The organism is Nocardioides hankookensis (assembly GCF_042658885.1).
Classification (GTDB): domain Bacteria; phylum Actinomycetota; class Actinomycetes; order Propionibacteriales; family Nocardioidaceae; genus Nocardioides; species Nocardioides hankookensis.
Map to the genome: position 1 here is coordinate 1,620,110 of NZ_JBHSRJ010000004.1, position 16,656 is coordinate 1,636,765.

The window sequence follows — 16,656 nt, forward strand, 5'->3', positions numbered from 1 at the left end:
TTCACCGCGTCCTCGCCCCGACGTCACCTGGCCCCGTTTCGATCGAGGCATGACTTCTCGGATCATGCTCGGCGCCGTCGGCGCCGTCCTCACCCTGCCCCTGCTCACGGTCGCGCCCGCCCAGGCGCACGACCACCACGACCACGGCACGCGCCACGGTCACGGCCACCACGCGGTCCCGCAGGTCTTCGGCCACCGCGGCGCGTCCGGCTACCGGCCCGAACACACGCTCGCCTCCTACCGCCTCGCGATCGAGCTCGGCGCCGACTACGTCGAGCCCGACCTGGTCTCCACCAAGGACGGCGTCCTGGTCGCCCGCCACGAGAACGAGATCAGCGGCACCACCGACGTCGCCGACCACCCGGAGTTCGCCGACCGCAAGGCGACCAAGGTCATCGACGGCCGCCCGGTCACCGGTTGGTTCACCGAGGACTTCACCCTCGCCGAGCTGAAGACCCTCCGCGCCAAGGAGCGGCTCCCCCAGGTGCGTCCCGAGAACACGGCGTACGACGGCCGCTTCGAGGTCCCGACGTTCGCCGAGGTGCTCCGCCTCGTGCAACGCGAGGAGCGCCGCACCGGCCGCACCATCGGCGTCGCGCCGGAGACCAAGCACCCGTCGTACTTCGACTCGATCGGCCTCTCCCTGGAGGAGCCGATGCTGCGCACGCTGGACCGCTTCGGGCTCGACTCGAAGCGCGACAAGGTCGTCATCCAGTCCTTCGAGGTCGGCAACCTGCGCCAGCTCGACCGGCAGACCGACCTGCCCCTCGAGCAGCTCGTCGACGCCGCCGGCGGCCCGTTCGACCAGCCGGGCACGACGTACGCCGCGATGGTGACGCCGAGCGGCCTGCGGTCCATCTCGCGGTACGCCGACTGGGTCGGTCCCAACAAGGACCTGGTGCTCCCCCGCGACCCGGCCACCGGTGCCACCGGCGAGCCGAGCGACCTCGTCGACGACGCCCACCGGGTCGGCCTGAAGGTCGTCGTGTTCACGCTCCGCAACGAGAACCAGTTCATGGCGACCAACTTCCGGATCGGCACCGACCCGAACGCCGACGGTGACATCCACGCGGAGATCACGGCCTTCCTCGACGCCGGCGTCGACGGGCTCTTCGCCGACTACCCGGACGCCGCCGTCGCCGCTCGCGACGACTGGCTCGACGAGCGCGGCTAACCGCCGAGGCGATGCATCGCCACGGTCGAGAGCACCAGCTCCCCGGTCTCGTCGGACGCCTCGACGTCCACGACCCCGTCGATCACCCAGTCGTGGTGGCCCTCGGGGTCGTGGATCGTCTGGCGCACCTGCCACGACGTCCCCGACTCGGTGACCACCAGCAGCGCCGGGCCGTGGGCGTCGGCGTCCGTCAGCACCTCGTCGTGCTCGGCGTAGTACTCCTCGATCGCCTCGTCCCAGGCAGACCGGGTCATCACGACCTCGGCCGGCGGGTCGGTGCGGTCCGCGGCCGAGCGCTCGAGCCGCATCAACCCGTCGAGGTCGTCGCGCGCGACCAGCTCGACGCGACGCCACATCGCGTTGCGGATCATCACCCGGAAGGCGCGGGTCTGCTTGGAGATCGCCCGCGGCGAGGGCGGCGGCTCGTGGTGGGCGACGTCGCTCCGCACGTGGTCCGGGTCGTTGAGCGCCTCCCACTCGTCGAGCAGCGACGAGTCGGTCTGCCGCACCGTCTCCCCGAGCCACTCGACCAGGTCGTCGAGCTCGGGCGTGCGGTGCGCCTCGGGCACGGTCTGCCGCAGCGTCCGGTAGGCGTCCGTGAGGTAGCGCAGCACCAGGCCCTCCGACCTGGCGAGCTGGTAGCGGCTCACGAAGTCGGTGAAGCTCATCCCCTGCTCGTACATCTCCCGCACGACCGACTTCGGGTCGAGCGCGTCCTCCCGGAGCCACGGGTGCCGCTCGCGGTAGATCTCGTACGTCGCGCCCAGCAGCTCGGCCAGCGGCTTCGGCCAGGTGACCTCCTCGAGCATCTGCATCCGCTCCTCGTACTCCAGCCCGTCGGCCTTCATCTCCGCGACCGCCTCGCCGCGCGCGACGTGCTGCTGCTGGAAGAGGATCTGCCGCGGCCCCTCGAGCACCGCCTCGATGACCGACACGATGTCGAGCGTGTAGGTCTCGGCCTCCGGGTCGAGCACGTCGAGCGCCGCCAGCGCGAAGTGCGCCAGCGGCTGGTTGAGCGCGAAGTCCACCGGCAGGTCGACGGTCAGCACGTAGCGGCGACCGAGCTCGTCGACCTCGTCGAGGCGGGTCAGCACGCCCGACCGGACCAGCGACCGGGCCAGCCGCAGCGCCCGTCGGGCCAGCCGCAGCTGCTGACGGCGGTCCTCGTGGTTGTCGGTCAGCAGCCGGCGCATGACGGTGAACGCGTCCTCGTCGCGGGCGAGGACGTTGATCAGCATCGCGTTGTCGACCTTCATCCGCGACACCAGCGGCTCGGGCTGCCCCTCGACGAGCTTGTCGTAGGTCTGCTCGGTCCACACGACGGTCCCCTCGGGCGGCTTCTTGAGCTGCACCTTGGAGTTCTTGCGCCCGGCCGCCTGGCGCTCGGCGATCTTCGCCTTGGCCTTCTCGTTCTCGATGACGTGCTCGGGCGCCTGCACGACGACGTACCCGGCCGTGTCGAAGCCGGCGCGCCCCGCGCGGCCCGCGATCTGCAGGAACTCCCGGGTGCGCAGGATCCGTGAGCGGCTGCCGTCGAACTTCGCGAGGCCGGTGAAGAGCACCGTCCGGATCGGCACGTTGATGCCCACCCCGAGCGTGTCCGTGCCGGAGATGACCCGCAGCAGGCCCGCCTGGGCGAGCTGCTCGACGACCCGGCGGTAGCGCGGCAGCATCCCGGCGTGGTGGACGCCGATGCCGCGCCGCAGGAGCTTGGAGAGGGTCTTGCCGAAGCCCGCGCCGAACCGGAAGCCGGCCAGCCGCTCGCCGATCTCGTCGCGCTGCTCGCGGTCGGCCGCTGCCCAGCCGGCGTTGAGCAGCGAGGTCGCGTGCTCGACGGCGTCCTTCTGCGTGAAGTGCACGACGTACACCGGCGCCTGTCCGGTCGTGACCAGCTCCTCCAGCGTCTCCGCGAGCGGGGTGAGCTGCCACGAGAAGCTCAGCGGCACCGGTCGTACGGCGTCGTCGACGACCGTCGTCTCGCGCCCGTTGCGCCGGGAGACGTCGGCGGCGAGCTCGCTGACGTCGCCGAGCGTGGCCGACATCAGGAGGAACTGGGCCTGCGGCAGCTCGAGCAGCGGCACCTGCCACGCCCAGCCCCGGTCCGGCTCGGCGTAGAAGTGGAACTCGTCCATGACCACGAGCCCGACATCGGCGTGCCGGCCCTCGCGCAGCGCGATGTTGGCGAGCACCTCGGCGGTGCAGCAGATGATCGGCGCGTCCGGGTTGACCGAGGCGTCGCCCGTCAGCATCCCGACGTCGTCGGCGCCGAAGACCTCGCAGAGGGCGAAGAACTTCTCGCTCACCAGCGCCTTGATCGGCGCGGTGTAGAACGAGACCCGGTCCTCGGCCAGCGCCGCCCGGTGCGCCGCCTCGGCGACCAGCGACTTGCCCGAGCCGGTGGGCGTCGCGAGCACCACGTTGTCCCCCGCGAGCAGGGCCAGGATCGCCTCCTCCTGGTGCTCGTAGAGCGTGAGTCCGCGGTCGGCCGCCGCCTGCGTGATGTCGTCGAGGAGGTCAGTCACGGGCCCTCGGATGCGCCGTCGCGAAGACCTCGCGCAGGTTGTCCACGGTCACCAGTGTGTACACCTGGGTGGTCGTCACCGACGCGTGCCCCAGGAGCTCCTGCACCACGCGTACGTCGGCGCCGCCGTCGAGCAGGTGCGTCGCGAACGAGTGCCGCAGGGTGTGCGGCGAGACGTCCTTCGTCACGCCGGCCCGGTCGGCGGCCTTGACCAGCACCGACCACGCCGACTGCCGCGAGAGCCGGCCGCCCCGGGCGTTGAGGAAGAGCGCGCCCCCGTTGGTCGAGCCGGTCGAGACCCCGGCGAGCTCCGGTCTGGCCCGCACCAGGTAGGCGTCGATCGCGTCCCGCGCGAACGACCCGACCGGCACGATCCTCTCCTTGCTGCCCTTGCCGCGCAGCAGCACGGTGCCCTCGACGGCGTCGAGGTCGTCGACGTCGAGGCCGACCGCCTCCGAGATCCGCGCACCCGTGCCGTAGAGCAGCTCCAGCAGCGCCCGGTCCCGCAGCGCCAGCGTCGTCCCCGGCGCACCCGCGACCTCGAGGATCGCCTCGACGTCGGCGAGCGGCAGCGCCTTGGGCAGCCGCTTCGCCGGGGCCGGCGGCTTCACCCCGCTGGCCGGGTCGCTCACGGCGAGCCCGTCCGCGACGGCGAACTTGTGGAAGCCGCGCACGGCCACCACGGTCCGCGCCGCCGACGTCGAGCTCAGCGCCGGGTGGTCGGCGTCGCCCTCGCGCAACCGCACGAGGAAGTCCGTCACCGTCACCTCGGTGACCTGGTCGAGGTCGTCGACCTGGCGCTCCCCCAGGAACGCGACGTAGCGCCGCAGGTCGCGGCGGTACGACGTCAGGGTGTTGGCCGCGAGGCCGCGCTCGACCGAGAGATGGTCGAGGTAGGTCCGAACGGCGCGGACGACGTCAGCCAATGGCACCTTCGAGGCTGACGGCCTCGATCCCCACAGCCGCACCGACCGGCCCGTTGGTGAGCTGTCCGGCGTGCGTGTTCAGGCCCAGCGCCAGCGACCGGTCGTCGCGGCAGGCCTGCGCCCAGCCCTTGTCGGCGAGCGCCACGGCGTACGGCAGTGTGGCGTTGGTCAGGGCGTACGTCGACGTGTTCGGCACCGCGCCCGGCATGTTGGCCACGCAGTAGAACGTCGAGTTGTGCACCTGGTACGTCGGGTCCGCGTGCGTGGTCGCGTGGGTGTCCTCGAAGCAGCCGCCCTGGTCGACCGCGATGTCGACGAGCACCGAGCCCGGCTTCATCTCGGAGACGAGCTGGTTGGAGACCAGCTTCGGCGCGGCCGCGCCCGGGATGAGCACCGCGCCGATCACCATGTCGGCCTCGCGCACCTGCTGCTCCAGCGCGAGCTTGGACGACGCGAGCCCGTGCACGCGGTTGTTGTAGCGCCAGAAGGACATCCGCAGCTTGTCCAGGTCGGTGTCGAGCAGCGTGACGTCGGCACCCATGCCGAGCGCGATGTTCGCGGCGTTCTGGCCCGAGACGCCGGCGCCGATGATGACGACCTTGGCGTTGGCGACACCGCCGACGCCGCCCATGAGCACACCGCGGCCGCCCTGGGCCTTGAGCAGCGAGTAGGCGCCGACCTGCGGCGCGAGGCAGCCCGCCACCTCGGACATCGGGTAGAGCAGCGGCAGGCCGCCCGAGGGCAGCTGCACGGTCTCGTAGGCGATGCCGGTGACCTTGCGGGCCAGCAGCTCCTCGGTGAGCGGCTTGTCGGCCGCCAGGTGGAGGTAGGTGAAGAGGGTCAGCCCCTCGCGCATCCGGTGGTACTCCTCGGCGACCGGCTCCTTGACCTTGAGCACCATGTCGATGCTGCCGTCGGCTCCCCAGGCGGCGTCGGCGTCGGGCACCATCGTCGCGCCGGCGGCGACGTACTCCTCGTCCGGGATCGACGAGCCCACGCCGGCGTCCTGCTGGATGAACACCTCGTGGCCGTGGGCGACCAGCTCGTGCACGCCGATCGGGGTGATCGCCACCCGGTACTCGTGGTTCTTGACTTCCTTCGGGACGCCGACCTTCACCGACTCGCTCCTGTCATCGAAACCGTTGTCTGTGTCCGATCCGGACACTCATTCCGTACTGCAACGACATTATTGCCACGGAATCCGTAGGAGATGTCAAGGGGTGGCGACATCTCAGGCCCGGACTCCGAGCCCTCACACTTCCAGAAGACCCCGAGCCTGCGCCATCAGCAGCGCGATCACGGTGTGCGCGTCCCCGAGGGCACCGTCGACGGCGGCGGCGAGCAGGTCCGCGGCCGGCACCCACCCGGTCTGCATCTCCGCCTCCTCGTGCTCGGCGACGAAGTCGTCGCGGTCCGCGGCCGAGAGCCCGCGCGCGACGAAGTAGTGCAGCAACTCGCCGGAGATGCCCGGCGAGGAGTACGTCGTCGTCAGCGCCGTCCAGTCACTCGCCTCGAGTCCGGCCTCCTCGCGCAGCTCGCGGCGCGCCGCCTCCAGCGGGTCTTCCCCCGCGACGTCGAGCAGCCCCGCAGGCAGCTCCACGAACCGGCGGCCCGCCGGGTGCCGGTACTGCCACAGACAGAACACCCGTTGCTGGTCGTCGACGGCGACGATCACGACCGCGCCGGGGTGCTCCAGGACCAACCGCTTGAACGGCTGGTCGTCGGGGTGCCCGGGTCGCTGCAGCCAGTCGGCGCGGAGCGCCACCACCCAGTCGTCGCGGTGGAGGTCCTCCGACCGGACGACCGGCCACTCCTCGTCCCGGTCGGCGAGCTCGGGCACGTCGGCGCTCAGTCCTCGTCCGCGCGGTGCAGCAGGCTCTCGTCGATCGGGAACCTGAGCTCCTTCTGCCGCGCGATGGCCGCGCCGACCAGCCCCTTGAAGAGCGGGTGCGGACGGGTCGGGCGCGAGCGCAGCTCGGGGTGCGCCTGGGTGGACACGTAGTACGGGTGCACCTCGCGGGGCAGCTCGACGAACTCGACCAGGTTGTCGTCCGGCGAGGTGCCGGAGAAGACCAGGCCGGCCTCCTCGAGCTGGTCGCGGTAGCTGTTGTTGACCTCGTAGCGGTGCCGGTGCCGCTCCTCGATCAGCGCGTCGCCGTACACCTCCCGCGCGATCGTGCCCTCCTTGAGGGCGGCCGGGTAGAGACCGAGACGCATCGTGCCGCCCAGGTCGCCCGCGCCCTCGACGAAGTCGAGCTGCTCGGCCATCGTCGCGATCACCGGCTCCGGGGTGTCCGGGTCGAACTCGGTCGAGCCGGCCTTCTCCAGGCCGAGCTCGGTGCGGGCGTACTCGATCACCATGCACTGGAGCCCCAGGCACAGGCCCAGCGTGGGGATGCCGTGGGTGCGCGCGTAGGTCAGCGCGCCGAGCTTGCCCTCGAGGCCGCGGATGCCGAAGCCGCCGGGCACGCAGATCGCGTCGACGTCGTGCAGGTGCCGCGCCGCGCCCTGGGGCGTCTCGCACTCGTCGGAGGCGATCCAGCGGATGTTGACCTTGGCCTCGTGGGCGAAGCCGCCGGCACGCAGCGCCTCGCCGACCGAGAGGTAGGCGTCCGGCAGGTCGATGTACTTGCCGACCAGCGCGACGGTGACCTCCTCCTTGGGGTGGTGCACGCGGCGGAGCAGGTCGTCCCAGACCGTCCAGTCGACGTCGCGGAAGGGCAGGTCCAGGCGGCGTACGACGTAGGCGTCCAGGCCCTCGCGGTGCAGCACCTTCGGGATGTCGTAGATCGACGGGGCGTCCGCGGCGGTGACGACGGCCTCCTGGTCGACGTCGCACATCAGCGAGATCTTGCGCTTGATCGACTCCGGGAGCTCGCGGTCGGCGCGGCAGACGACGGCGTCCGGCTGGATGCCGACCTGGCGCAGGGCGGCGACGGAGTGCTGCGTGGGCTTGGTCTTCAGCTCCCCCGACGGCCCGATGTAGGGCACCAGCGAGACGTGCAGGAAGAAGACGTTCCCGCGGCCGATGTCGTGGCGCACCTGGCGCGCGGCCTCGAGGAACGGCAGCGACTCGATGTCGCCGACGGTGCCGCCGACCTCGGTGATGACCACGTCCACGTCGGGGCCGCCCATGGCCAGGATGCGGTCCTTGATCTCGTTGGTGATGTGCGGGATCACCTGGACGGTGTCGCCGAGGTAGTCGCCGCGGCGCTCCTTGGCGATCACGCTGGAGTAGACCTGCCCCGTGGTGACGTTGGCGATCTGGCCGAGGTCGGTGTCGAGGAACCGCTCGTAGTGGCCGATGTCCAGGTCGGTCTCGGCGCCGTCGTTGGTCACGAAGACCTCGCCGTGCTGGAACGGGTTCATCGTCCCCGGGTCGACGTTGAGGTAGGGGTCGAGCTTCTGCATCGTCACGCGCAGACCGCGCGAGCGGAGAAGCCGGCCGAGGCTGGACGCCGTCAGGCCCTTCCCGAGGGAGGAGGCGACGCCTCCGGTGACAAAAACATGCTTCGTGGGCGTCCCGTTGTTCACGGAACTCCATGCTACGTCAGGGGGACCGCTCCCGCCGAACCCGACGCACCGAAGGAGCCGCCCGGATTGGTCAGCGACCGGATCAGGGCCAGCGTCGCCGTCACCTGGCCCAGGGCCGTGTCGGCCCCGTCGACGGTCCCGACGGCCTCGGCCGCAGGGTCGGCGCGCAGCGCGACCAGGTCGCCCCCGGAGGCTCCCGCGTCGGTGTCGCCGGCGACCACCACGCCCGTCGCCTTGGCGGCGAGGCCGGTCGTCACCCCCTGGAGGATGGCCGGGTCGACGTGGTCGCCGAGGACGACGAGCACCACGGCGCCAGGCGCCGCCTGCTTGGACGCGTCGACCAGGTCCGCGCCCGCGAGGCTCTCCCGCACGGTGGCGGCGTCGGTCCCCTCCCCGGTCGCCGCGAGGGCGAGCAGCTCGCCGAGCCGCTGGTACGTCGGGGCGTCGGTGTCGGCCACGTCCTTCAGCTGCGTCATCAGCTGGCTGCCCAGCGTGTCCACGAGCGACTTCTGCCCGGGCTCGGTGAGCGCCGGCTGGACGGCGTACGTCGCCGCGACCGCGCCACCGGCCGCCCCGACCTGGGCCGTGAGCGCCGCCGTGGTGTCCGCATCGGCGCCGGGCATCGTCACGACGGTGACGGGGTGGTCGGCCAGGCGCCCGCCGTACAGCGTGGCCGCGGACGCCGTCGCGAACTCGTCGCCGAAGTCGGCACTGCGCTGCGCCTCCTGGACGGGCTCGGTGGTCGCGGCCGCCGCGCGGTCGTCGCGGCCGAGGTCGCTGAGCGGCCCGCCGCCGAGCACGACGCCCACGGCGAGGGCGAGGAAGACGGCGACGAGCGACACGATGTGGTGTCGGTAGGAGATCACGAGAACAGTCCTGTAGCGATGTCGTAGAGGTCGGAGGCCCAGTCGTGGCCGACCGGGGTCACGGAGATGGCGGCCGCGAGGGCGACCAGGCCGGCGACCATCACCACCAGCAGGTGCCAGGGCCGCACCCGGCCCGAGTAGAGGAGCGGTACGGCGGCGCCGTCGACCAGGCGCGGCCCCACCTTCAGCCGCGTCAGGAAGGCGCTGGCCACGCCCGTGCGTTGGCTGTCGAGCAGCTCGGCGAGCGTGCCGCGCAGGCCGACGGCGACGATGACGGACGGGTCGGCGGCATCGGCGACGACCAGGGCCGCGTCGGCGGCGGCGACAGCCGACTCGATCAGGACGGGCCGGACCCCCAGACGGTCCAGCTGCCCGAGAATCGCGGGCGAGCTCCCCCGATCGAGGCGGACCACGACGTCACGCGCGGCACGCAGCGACGCTGCGGACGGCAGCTCGTCGTCGGCGTCCAGCACGACGACGTCGACGCGTACGCCGGTCCGCCGCAGCGCGTCCGCCGCCGTACCCACGGCGATGACGACGGGCCGCTGCTCGCGCAGGAACACCCGGACCCCAGCCAGCTCATGGTCTTGGTCATAGTCGCCCGCGACCACCACGACCGGTCGGCCGGCGATCCGGGTCGCGAGGCGGGGCACCCCGATCCCGTGCAGCAGCACGTCCTGCTCGCGACGCAGGAGCTCCGTGCTGTTGTGCGTCAACCCGGCGAGCTGGGTCGCCAGCCCGGCGCGGGCGCGCTCCATCTCCGCGGCCACCGACTCGGCGTCGAGTACCCGGCCCCGGGCCACCTCGACGTCGTCGACGAGGACGACGCCGTCGTGGAGCCGGATCGCCGCACCGTCGGAGATGGCGCCGAGGGCAGCCGGACCGACACCGTCGACGATCTCGACGCCCGCGTCCGCGAGGAGCTGCGGGCCGAGGTTCGGATAGCGACCCGAGATGATCGCGACCGCGTCGACGACCGCAACGACGCCCGCATCCACCAGCGCCTGCGCGGTGTGCCGGTCCATGTCGAGGTGGTCGACCACCGCGATGTCCCCCGGGCGCAGGCGCGCGACCAGGTCGCGGCTGCGCCGTTCGACCCGCGCGGTCCCGATCGTCCCGGGTGGTGCCTCAACAGGACGCTTCTGAACAGATGACCGCATGACCCGGCCATGGTGCCAAACCACGGGGGCCGATCTCGGCACCCGTTCAGGCTCGGCGCGCCTCCTGTGCCACCTCGAGCAGCTCGCGGGCGTGTGCCAGCCCGGTGTCGGACTCCGCCATGCCCGCCAGCATCCGGGAGAGCTCCCGCTCGCGCTCGCTGTCGTCGAGGACGGTGAGGCCGGAGCTGGTGATCGAGCCGTCGGACGCCTTCTCGACCACGACGTGACGGTCGGCGTACGCCGCGACCTGCGGGAGGTGCGTCACCACCAGGACCTGGGCGGTACGGGCCAGCTGCGCGAGCCGGCGCCCGACCTCGACGGCGGCGGCGCCACCGACGCCGGCGTCCACCTCGTCGAAGACGAAGGTCGGGACCGGGCTGGTGCCTGCCAGCGCGACCTCGATCGCGAGCATCACCCGCGAGAGCTCGCCCCCGGACGCACCCTTGTTGAGCGGGCGGGGGTCGGAGCCGGTGTTGGCGGCGAGCATCAGCTCGATCTCGTCCGCGCCGGTCGAGGTGAACCGGTCGGCCGGGCGCACGTCCACGGTGAACCGGGCGTGCGGCATCGCCAGCAGGGCGAGCTCGGCGGTCACTTCCTCGCCGAGCCTGCCGGCGGCCTCGGCGCGGGCCGCGGACAGGGCCGCGGCAGCCTCGGCGCGCTCGCGGTGCAGCACCTCGCTCGCCGCCCGCAGCTCCTCGATCCGCTCGTCGGTGTTGTCGAGGCTCAGCAGCCTGGTCGCGGACCGCTCGGCCCAGGCCAGCACCTCGTCGACGGTGTCGCCGTACTTGCGGGTCAGCGCCGTCAGCGCCGCCCGTCGCTCGGACACCGCAGCCAACCGGGCCGGATCGGTCTCGATCCGGGTCGCGTACGACGCGACGTCGGCCGCGAGGTCGGAGAGCAGGTAGGTCAGCTCGGCGAGCCGGTCCGCGAGCTCGCCGGCCTCGGGGTCGTGCTCGCGCACGCCGTCGAGCGCCGAACGCGCGGCGTACGCCGTGGTGAGGGCGTCGGGGTGGCCGTCCTCGCTCGACAGCGCCTCACGCGCGGACTCTGCCGCCGTGCGCAGGGTGTCGGCGAAGCCCAGCCGGGTCTCGTCGGCAGCCAGGGTGGCGTCCTCCCCCGGCTCCGGCGAGACCGCCTCGATCTCGCCCAGCCCGAAGCGCAGCAGGTCCGCCTCCTGGGCCCGCTCCCGCGCGGTGGCGACGACCTCCGCCAGCTCGGCCTCGGTCGCCTCGAGCCTGCGGTGCAGGTCGGCGTACGTCGCGAGCAGCCCGGCCAGCGGCGCGCCGCCGAAGCTGTCGAGCGCCTCGCGCTGGGCCCGGGCCTGGAGCAGCCGGTGCTGATCGGACTGGCCGTGCACAGCGACCAGCGGCTCCGCCACCTGCGCGAGCGCCGTCACCGGGACCGAGGCGCCGCCGACGAAGGCTCGGGACCGCCCCTCGGCCGACACGTTGCGCGCCAGGACGACGCGGTCGTCCTCGACCTCGCCGCCGACCTCCTCGACGGCCGCGCCGAAGGCGGCCAGCCCGTCGACGCGCACGACTCCCTCGACGCGGGCGGTCTTGGCACCGGTCCGCACCGCGCCCGTGTCGGCACGCCCGCCGAGCAGGAGCCCGAGCGCCGTCACGATCATGGTCTTGCCGGCGCCGGTCTCACCGGTGATCACGGTGAGGCCGGGTCCGAGCTCGAGCGTGGACGACTCGATCACCCCGAGCGAGGAGATCCGGATCTCCTCAAGCATCGCTCGCCCCGTCCTGGGCCAGCCGGTGGCGTCGTTCGGTCGAGCCACGCCAGCCCTCGACCGGCAGCCCGAACTTGGCGACCAGCCGGTCGGTGAACGGCGCCTCGTGCAGCCGGACGAGCCGCACCGGCATCGCACCTCGTCGCACCTCGATCCGGGCGCCCGGCGGCAGGTCGAACGCGCGACGCCCGTCGGCCCACAGCACCCCGGCGCCGTCGGTGCGCGCCAGGACCTCGACGGCCAGCACCGAGGTAGGCGCCGCCACCAGCGGGCGCGCGAAGAGGGCGTGGGCGCTGATCGGCACCATCAGCAGCGCCTCGACGCCCGGCCAGACGATCGGCCCGCCCGCGCTGAAGTTGTACGCCGTGGAGCCGGTCGGCGTCGCGCAGACCACGCCGTCGCAGCCCCACCGCGAGAGCGGCCGGCCGTCGATCTCGACGACCACCTCGAGCATCCGCTCGCGCGCCGCCTTCTCGACGCTCGCCTCGTTGAGCGCGAACGTCCGGGCGATCACCTCGCCGTCGCGGTGCACCGACACGTCGAGCGTCAGCCGCTCCTCGGCCGTGTAGCGCCGGTGGACGACCGCGTCGATCGTCGACTCGAGGTCGTCGTACTCCGCCTCCGCCAGGAATCCCACGTGGCCGAGGTTGACGCCGAGCACCGGGGTGAGCGTGCCGTGGACCAGCTCGGCGGCTCGCAGGATCGTGCCGTCGCCACCGATCACCAGCACCAGCTCGCAGTCGCCACTGGGATCGGTCGTGGGCGCGAGCTCGACGCCCTCACCACCCGGCTCGAGGCCGAGGTCCTTGGCCTCCGAGGCGAGCAGGCGCACCACGATGCCGTGGGTGCTCAGCGCCTTGGTGAAGGCACGCGCGACCTCCCGGGCGTCGTCGCGCCCGGTGTGCGCGACGAGCAGGACCCGGCGGTCGTCCGCCGCGCCCTTCGTCGCTTCGCTGCTCGTGGTCACGGATCCACCTTCTCACCCGCGACCCCCAGAGGGTCGGCTCCCACCACGGCGCTGTGGATGTCGTCGTCGGAGAGCTCCGGTGATCCACGCCGGAGCCACAGGAAGAACTCGACGTTCCCGGACGGCCCGGGCAGCGGGCTGGTCGCCACGCTCCGCGCACCCCACCCGCGGCGAGCGGCCCCCGCGGCGACCGCCACGACCGTCTCGGCGCGCTGCTCCGGGTCGCGCACCACGCCGCCCTTGCCGAGCCGCTCCTTGCCGATCTCGAACTGCGGCTTCACCATCAGCGCGAGGTCCGCGTCGGGCGCACACACCCCGAGCAGCGCGTCCAGCACCAGCTCCAGCGAGATGAAGGACAGGTCCCCCACGACCACGTCCACCGGGCCGCCGATCAGCTCCGGCGTGAGCTCGCGGACGTTGGTGCGGTCGTGCACGACGACGCGCTCGTCCTGCTGGAGGCGCCAGACCAGCTGGCCGTAGCCGACGTCCACCGCGACCACCTGGGCCGCACCGTGCAGCAGCAACACGTCCGTGAACCCGCCCGTCGAGGCGCCGGCGTCCAGGCAGCGGCGCCCGGTCACCACGAACCCCTGCGGCTCGAACGCCGCCAACGCGCCCGCCAGCTTGTGACCGCCGCGCGACGCGTAGTCGGGACGGTCAGGGTCATCGCTCACCACGATCGCGACGTCGGTGGTCACCCCGGTCGCCGGCTTCGCGGCCGGCGCACCGCCCACCTTCACCCGCCCCTGGGCGATCAGCTCGCTCGCGTGCTCACGCGAGCGGGCGAGGCCGCGGCGTACCAGCTCGGCGTCCAGGCGGAGACGTCGCGGGGGCACGGTCAGGCGGGGTCGGTCGGGGCGTCGGTGTTGTCGAGCGCCCGGCGCAGCTCGGTGTGCGCCGCCTCGAACACGCCGACGTGCTCCTCGAGCGGACGCTCCTCGAGCTCCTCGACGGCCCGGATCACGTCGTCGACGCCGTCGACCCCGGTGCGTACGCGCTCGGGCTCCGGCTGGTCGGTCTCACTCATGCGCCCGAGGCTACCCCGCGGAAGGCGGGGTGACGGCCCCCAGGTCCACCGGTTCACCGGTGTCGTCGAGGTGCTGCCACGCGGTCGCCGCGACCACCCGCCACCAGTCGCCGACGGGGCCGTCCCCGTCCACCTGGAGCCGCCCGTCCGCCACGGTCCCCCGCCAGCCGCCCAGGCGCTGCTCGCCGTGCTCGGTGGTCGGGGCTTCCTGAGCTTCCAGCAGGCCGGCGAGGTCGGGTGCGACGTACGTCGGACGCACCTCCTCCTGCGCCGCCACCAGCTCCGCCAACCCGGTCACGCCTGTCAGCACGAGCAGCGAGTCGAGGTCCGCGCGCCGTGCGCCCTCGATGTCGGTGTCGAGCCGGTCGCCCACCATCAGCGGTCTCTGGCCGCCCACCCGCCGGATCGTCTCGTCCAGCAGCGGACGCTCGGGCTTCCCGGCCACCAGGGGCTCGACGCCGGTGAAGTCACGCAGCATCGCGACCTGCACCCCGTGCCCTGGGGCCACCCCGAACGCGGTCGGGATGGTGTGGTCGGTGTTGCTCGCGACCCACGGCAGCCCGTCGCGGATCCGCACCGCGGCCCGCATGATCGCGTTCCATCGCACCTCGGGCCCGTAGCCCGTCGCGACCGCCACCGCCTCGTCCTCGACACCCACCGGGTCCAGGCCCTCGGACCGCAGGGCCTCCTCGAGCCCGTCGGCGCCGAGGCACACCACCCGGGCGCCGGCCCCGAAGCGGTCCAGCAGCAGCCGCGCCGCCGCCTGCGCCGACGTCACGACGTCCTCGACCTGGGCCTCGACCCCGAGCTCGCGCAGGTGGGAGGCCACGGTCTCGGGTGGGCGCGCGGCGTTGTTGGTGATGAACGCGAGCCGCATCCCCTCCGCGCGCGCCGACGCCAGGTGCTCGGCTGCACCAGGGACGGCGTCCCCACTGATGTAGACCACGCCGTCCAGGTCCAGCATCGCGAGGTCGTAGCCACGACACAGCGGCTCCTCCGACGTGCCGAGCACGGTGCCTCCTCCGGGTCGCGGGTGTGGCCGCACCCTACGATGCTTCGATGGACTCCGGCGTCGTGGCCACCCCCACCCTGGTGACCCGGCCGCTCCGCCTGGAACCGTTCCGGGCCCTGATGCTCGCGCCCAACCGGATCGGGGCGCAGGCCTCGGCCCGTTCGTTCGCCCGCCCGTACAGCGATGTCGCGGCCCGCTTCGCCGCCTGGCGGCGGTCCGGGCAGGTCTCGCAGGACACCGCGCCCGCCCTCTACCTCCACGAGTACACGACCTCAGGGATCACCATTCGCGGGCTGGTCGGTGCACTCGACCTGACCCGGGAGGCGCGGACCCGCGACGAGGTGGCCGTCTTCCCGCACGAGGGCGTCCACACCGCCCAGGCCGCCGAGCTGGCCGACCGGATGGCCGAGATGGCCATGAACCCCGCACCGATCCTCCTCACGCACCGGGCGTCGCCGGACCTGCGGACCCGCCTCCGCGAGCTCCGCCAGCGACCTTCCGACCACCAGTTCACCGACCGGTCCGGGCAGTACCACCGGATCTGGGCGATCCGTGACGCCGACGCGCTCGCCGCGATCGAGGCGGGGCTCATCGAGACCCGCGCACTGATCGCTGACGGCCACCACCGCTACGCCGCGTACGGCCGGCTTCGGGCCGACCACCTCGAGCTCGCGCCGGCCACCGATGCCGGGCTCGCGATGCTCGTCGACCTGGAGGATACGCCACTCTTCCTCGGCGCGATCCACCGCGTGCTCCACGGTGTCTCCCTGCGTGACCTCGAGCCGCTCGGCGATGCCGTGCGACCGGTGGCAGGACCCCAGGAAGCGGTCGCGGCCCTGGCCCCCACCACGGTCGTGGCGACGGACGGTCACCACTGGGCGACCATCTCGCTGCCGCGCACCGACGACCGGCTCACGGTCGAGGTCCTGCACCAGGACGTGCTGCCGGTGCTCCCGACCGCGGGACACGAGCCGCGCTATGCACACTCGGTCGACGAGGCACTGAGCGCGGTCGCCCGGCGCCGAGGACTCGCGATCCTGATGCCGGTCCCCGACGTCGTCGATGTCCTGCATGCCGCCGAGCACGGACGCCTGCTCCCCGAGAAGGCGACCTCCTTCCAGCCGAAGCCGAGCGTCGGAGTGCTCATCCGCTCCCTGCGCGACGAACCAACCGACCGCGGCTGACCTCGACCTCCACCCGGGACGCCGCACCACCGCCGGTCCGGAAGAACCGACGGCGCATCGCGCCTGACACCTCGACCACGTCGCCGGCCTGCCACGACGCCACCGAGCGGCGGGCCCGAGCGCTCCACGCCGCGCACTCGAGCGCGTCGACCGAGGTCCGACCCGAGGCGCCCGCCCGCTGGACGACGACCCGGAAGGTCCACAGGACGTCGCCACTGGGCAGCACCCGTTCCTCCGGTGCCTGTGAGACCCGTCCGACCAGCCGGACCTCGTTCACCGCGGCATCGATCGCGGCTTCGTTCTTCTGCTGTGCTGGCATGCACATCACCTCCACCGACGACGATCCCGAGCGGCACCGACAACGGCGCCAGATCTGGGGAGCATCGGTGGAAAGCCCCGTCACGGGCCGGCCTGTGCACGAAAACTGGCCCGAAATGCGAAACAGGGCCACCCCAGAAGGGGTGGCCCTGTTCGAAAGAATGTCCGGCGGCGTCCTACTCTCCCACAACCTCTCGGTTGCAGTACCATCGGCGCTGAAAGGCTTAAC

15 protein-coding genes and 1 rRNA gene are annotated in these 16,656 nt (G+C 72.6%); 2 read left to right on the forward strand and 14 right to left on the reverse strand.

The features are described from left to right. Positions 1-49: 49 nt before the first annotated feature. Positions 50-1,174 (forward strand): glycerophosphodiester phosphodiesterase, encoded by a 1,125-nt coding sequence (locus ACFPYL_RS14370; protein WP_379155343.1) that lies wholly within the window; start codon positions 50-52, stop codon positions 1,172-1,174. On the opposite strand, the gene ACFPYL_RS14375 is transcribed toward ACFPYL_RS14370, so the two are convergent. From ACFPYL_RS14375 to ACFPYL_RS14430, 12 genes are all read right to left on the reverse strand, one after another. Then, the gene (locus ACFPYL_RS14375) at positions 1,171-3,696 is read right to left on the reverse strand and encodes a DEAD/DEAH box helicase (protein WP_379155346.1); all 2,526 of its coding nucleotides are present in this window, start codon (positions 3,694-3,696) and stop codon (positions 1,171-1,173) included. The two genes, ACFPYL_RS14370 and ACFPYL_RS14375, sit on opposite strands and share 4 nt — an antisense overlap. Continuing rightward, on the reverse strand, positions 3,689-4,621 hold the full coding sequence (gene xerD / locus ACFPYL_RS14380; RefSeq protein ID WP_379155348.1) for a site-specific tyrosine recombinase XerD: 933 nt from the start codon (positions 4,619-4,621) through the stop codon (positions 3,689-3,691). Before xerD ends, ACFPYL_RS14375 begins: the two co-directional genes overlap by 8 nt. Next, positions 4,614-5,738 carry an alanine dehydrogenase gene (ald, locus tag ACFPYL_RS14385; RefSeq protein ID WP_379155351.1) on the reverse strand — a complete coding sequence of 375 codons (1,125 nt, stop codon included), beginning with the start codon at positions 5,736-5,738 and terminating at the stop codon, positions 4,614-4,616. Before ald ends, xerD begins: the two co-directional genes overlap by 8 nt. 135 nt (positions 5,739-5,873) lie before the next feature. Continuing rightward, on the reverse strand, positions 5,874-6,461 hold the full coding sequence (locus tag ACFPYL_RS14390; protein ID WP_379155354.1) for an NUDIX domain-containing protein: 588 nt from the start codon (positions 6,459-6,461) through the stop codon (positions 5,874-5,876). Positions 6,462-6,469: 8 nt separating this feature from the next. After that, a complete protein-coding gene (locus ACFPYL_RS14395; protein WP_379155356.1) occupies positions 6,470-8,155 on the reverse strand; it encodes a CTP synthase in 1,686 nt (561 codons plus the stop codon). An 11-nt stretch (positions 8,156-8,166) separates the two neighbouring features. Then, a complete protein-coding gene (locus tag ACFPYL_RS14400) occupies positions 8,167-9,021 on the reverse strand; it encodes a copper transporter (protein ID WP_379155358.1) in 855 nt (284 codons plus the stop codon). Next, positions 9,018-10,181: a putative cytokinetic ring protein SteA gene (gene steA, locus ACFPYL_RS14405; RefSeq protein ID WP_379155361.1), complete on the reverse strand. Its 1,164-nt coding sequence runs from the start codon at positions 10,179-10,181 to the stop codon at positions 9,018-9,020. The genes ACFPYL_RS14400 and steA overlap by 4 nt, the downstream gene beginning before the upstream one ends. 46 nt (positions 10,182-10,227) lie before the next feature. After that, the gene (recN, locus tag ACFPYL_RS14410; protein WP_379155364.1) at positions 10,228-11,919 is read right to left on the reverse strand and encodes a DNA repair protein RecN; all 1,692 of its coding nucleotides are present in this window, start codon (positions 11,917-11,919) and stop codon (positions 10,228-10,230) included. Next, positions 11,912-12,886, reverse strand: a complete 975-nt coding sequence (locus ACFPYL_RS14415) for an NAD kinase (protein WP_379155367.1) — start codon at positions 12,884-12,886, stop codon at positions 11,912-11,914. The genes recN and ACFPYL_RS14415 overlap by 8 nt, the downstream gene beginning before the upstream one ends. Next, positions 12,883-13,722 (reverse strand): TlyA family RNA methyltransferase, encoded by an 840-nt coding sequence (locus ACFPYL_RS14420; RefSeq protein ID WP_379155370.1) that lies wholly within the window; start codon positions 13,720-13,722, stop codon positions 12,883-12,885. Before ACFPYL_RS14420 ends, ACFPYL_RS14415 begins: the two co-directional genes overlap by 4 nt. 2 nt (positions 13,723-13,724) lie before the next feature. Beyond that, positions 13,725-13,913 carry a hypothetical protein gene (locus ACFPYL_RS14425; RefSeq protein ID WP_379155373.1) on the reverse strand — a complete coding sequence of 63 codons (189 nt, stop codon included), beginning with the start codon at positions 13,911-13,913 and terminating at the stop codon, positions 13,725-13,727. 10 nt (positions 13,914-13,923) lie between these two features. After that, the gene (locus ACFPYL_RS14430) at positions 13,924-14,925 is read right to left on the reverse strand and encodes an HAD-IIA family hydrolase (RefSeq protein ID WP_379155376.1); all 1,002 of its coding nucleotides are present in this window, start codon (positions 14,923-14,925) and stop codon (positions 13,924-13,926) included. Positions 14,926-14,972: 47 nt separating this feature from the next. On the opposite strand from ACFPYL_RS14430, the gene ACFPYL_RS14435 reads away from it, so the two are divergent. Next, positions 14,973-16,109: a DUF1015 family protein gene (locus ACFPYL_RS14435; protein WP_379155378.1), complete on the forward strand. Its 1,137-nt coding sequence runs from the start codon at positions 14,973-14,975 to the stop codon at positions 16,107-16,109. Here the strand turns inward: ACFPYL_RS14435 and ACFPYL_RS14440 are convergent. Then, the gene (locus ACFPYL_RS14440) at positions 16,069-16,428 is read right to left on the reverse strand and encodes a single-stranded DNA-binding protein (RefSeq protein WP_379155380.1); all 360 of its coding nucleotides are present in this window, start codon (positions 16,426-16,428) and stop codon (positions 16,069-16,071) included. The two genes, ACFPYL_RS14435 and ACFPYL_RS14440, sit on opposite strands and share 41 nt — an antisense overlap. 162 nt (positions 16,429-16,590) lie before the next feature. Beyond that, positions 16,591-16,656 (reverse strand): 5S ribosomal RNA (gene rrf, locus ACFPYL_RS24315); the annotation flags it as partial.

What these genes read in the sequence shown, in the direction of transcription:
- ACFPYL_RS14370 (WP_379155343.1), top strand. Translation starts at nt 50, where the DNA reads ATGACTTCTCGGATCATGCTCGGCGCCGTCGGCGCCGTCCTCACCCTG.
- ACFPYL_RS14435 (WP_379155378.1), top strand. Translation starts at nt 14,973, where the DNA reads ATGGACTCCGGCGTCGTGGCCACCCCCACCCTGGTGACCCGGCCGCTC.
- ACFPYL_RS14425 (WP_379155373.1), bottom strand. Translation starts at nt 13,913, where the DNA reads ATGAGTGAGACCGACCAGCCGGAGCCCGAGCGCGTACGCACCGGGGTC.
- steA (WP_379155361.1), bottom strand. Translation starts at nt 10,181, where the DNA reads ATGCGGTCATCTGTTCAGAAGCGTCCTGTTGAGGCACCACCCGGGACG.
- ACFPYL_RS14440 (WP_379155380.1), bottom strand. Translation starts at nt 16,428, where the DNA reads ATGCCAGCACAGCAGAAGAACGAAGCCGCGATCGATGCCGCGGTGAAC.
- recN (WP_379155364.1), bottom strand. Translation starts at nt 11,919, where the DNA reads ATGCTTGAGGAGATCCGGATCTCCTCGCTCGGGGTGATCGAGTCGTCC.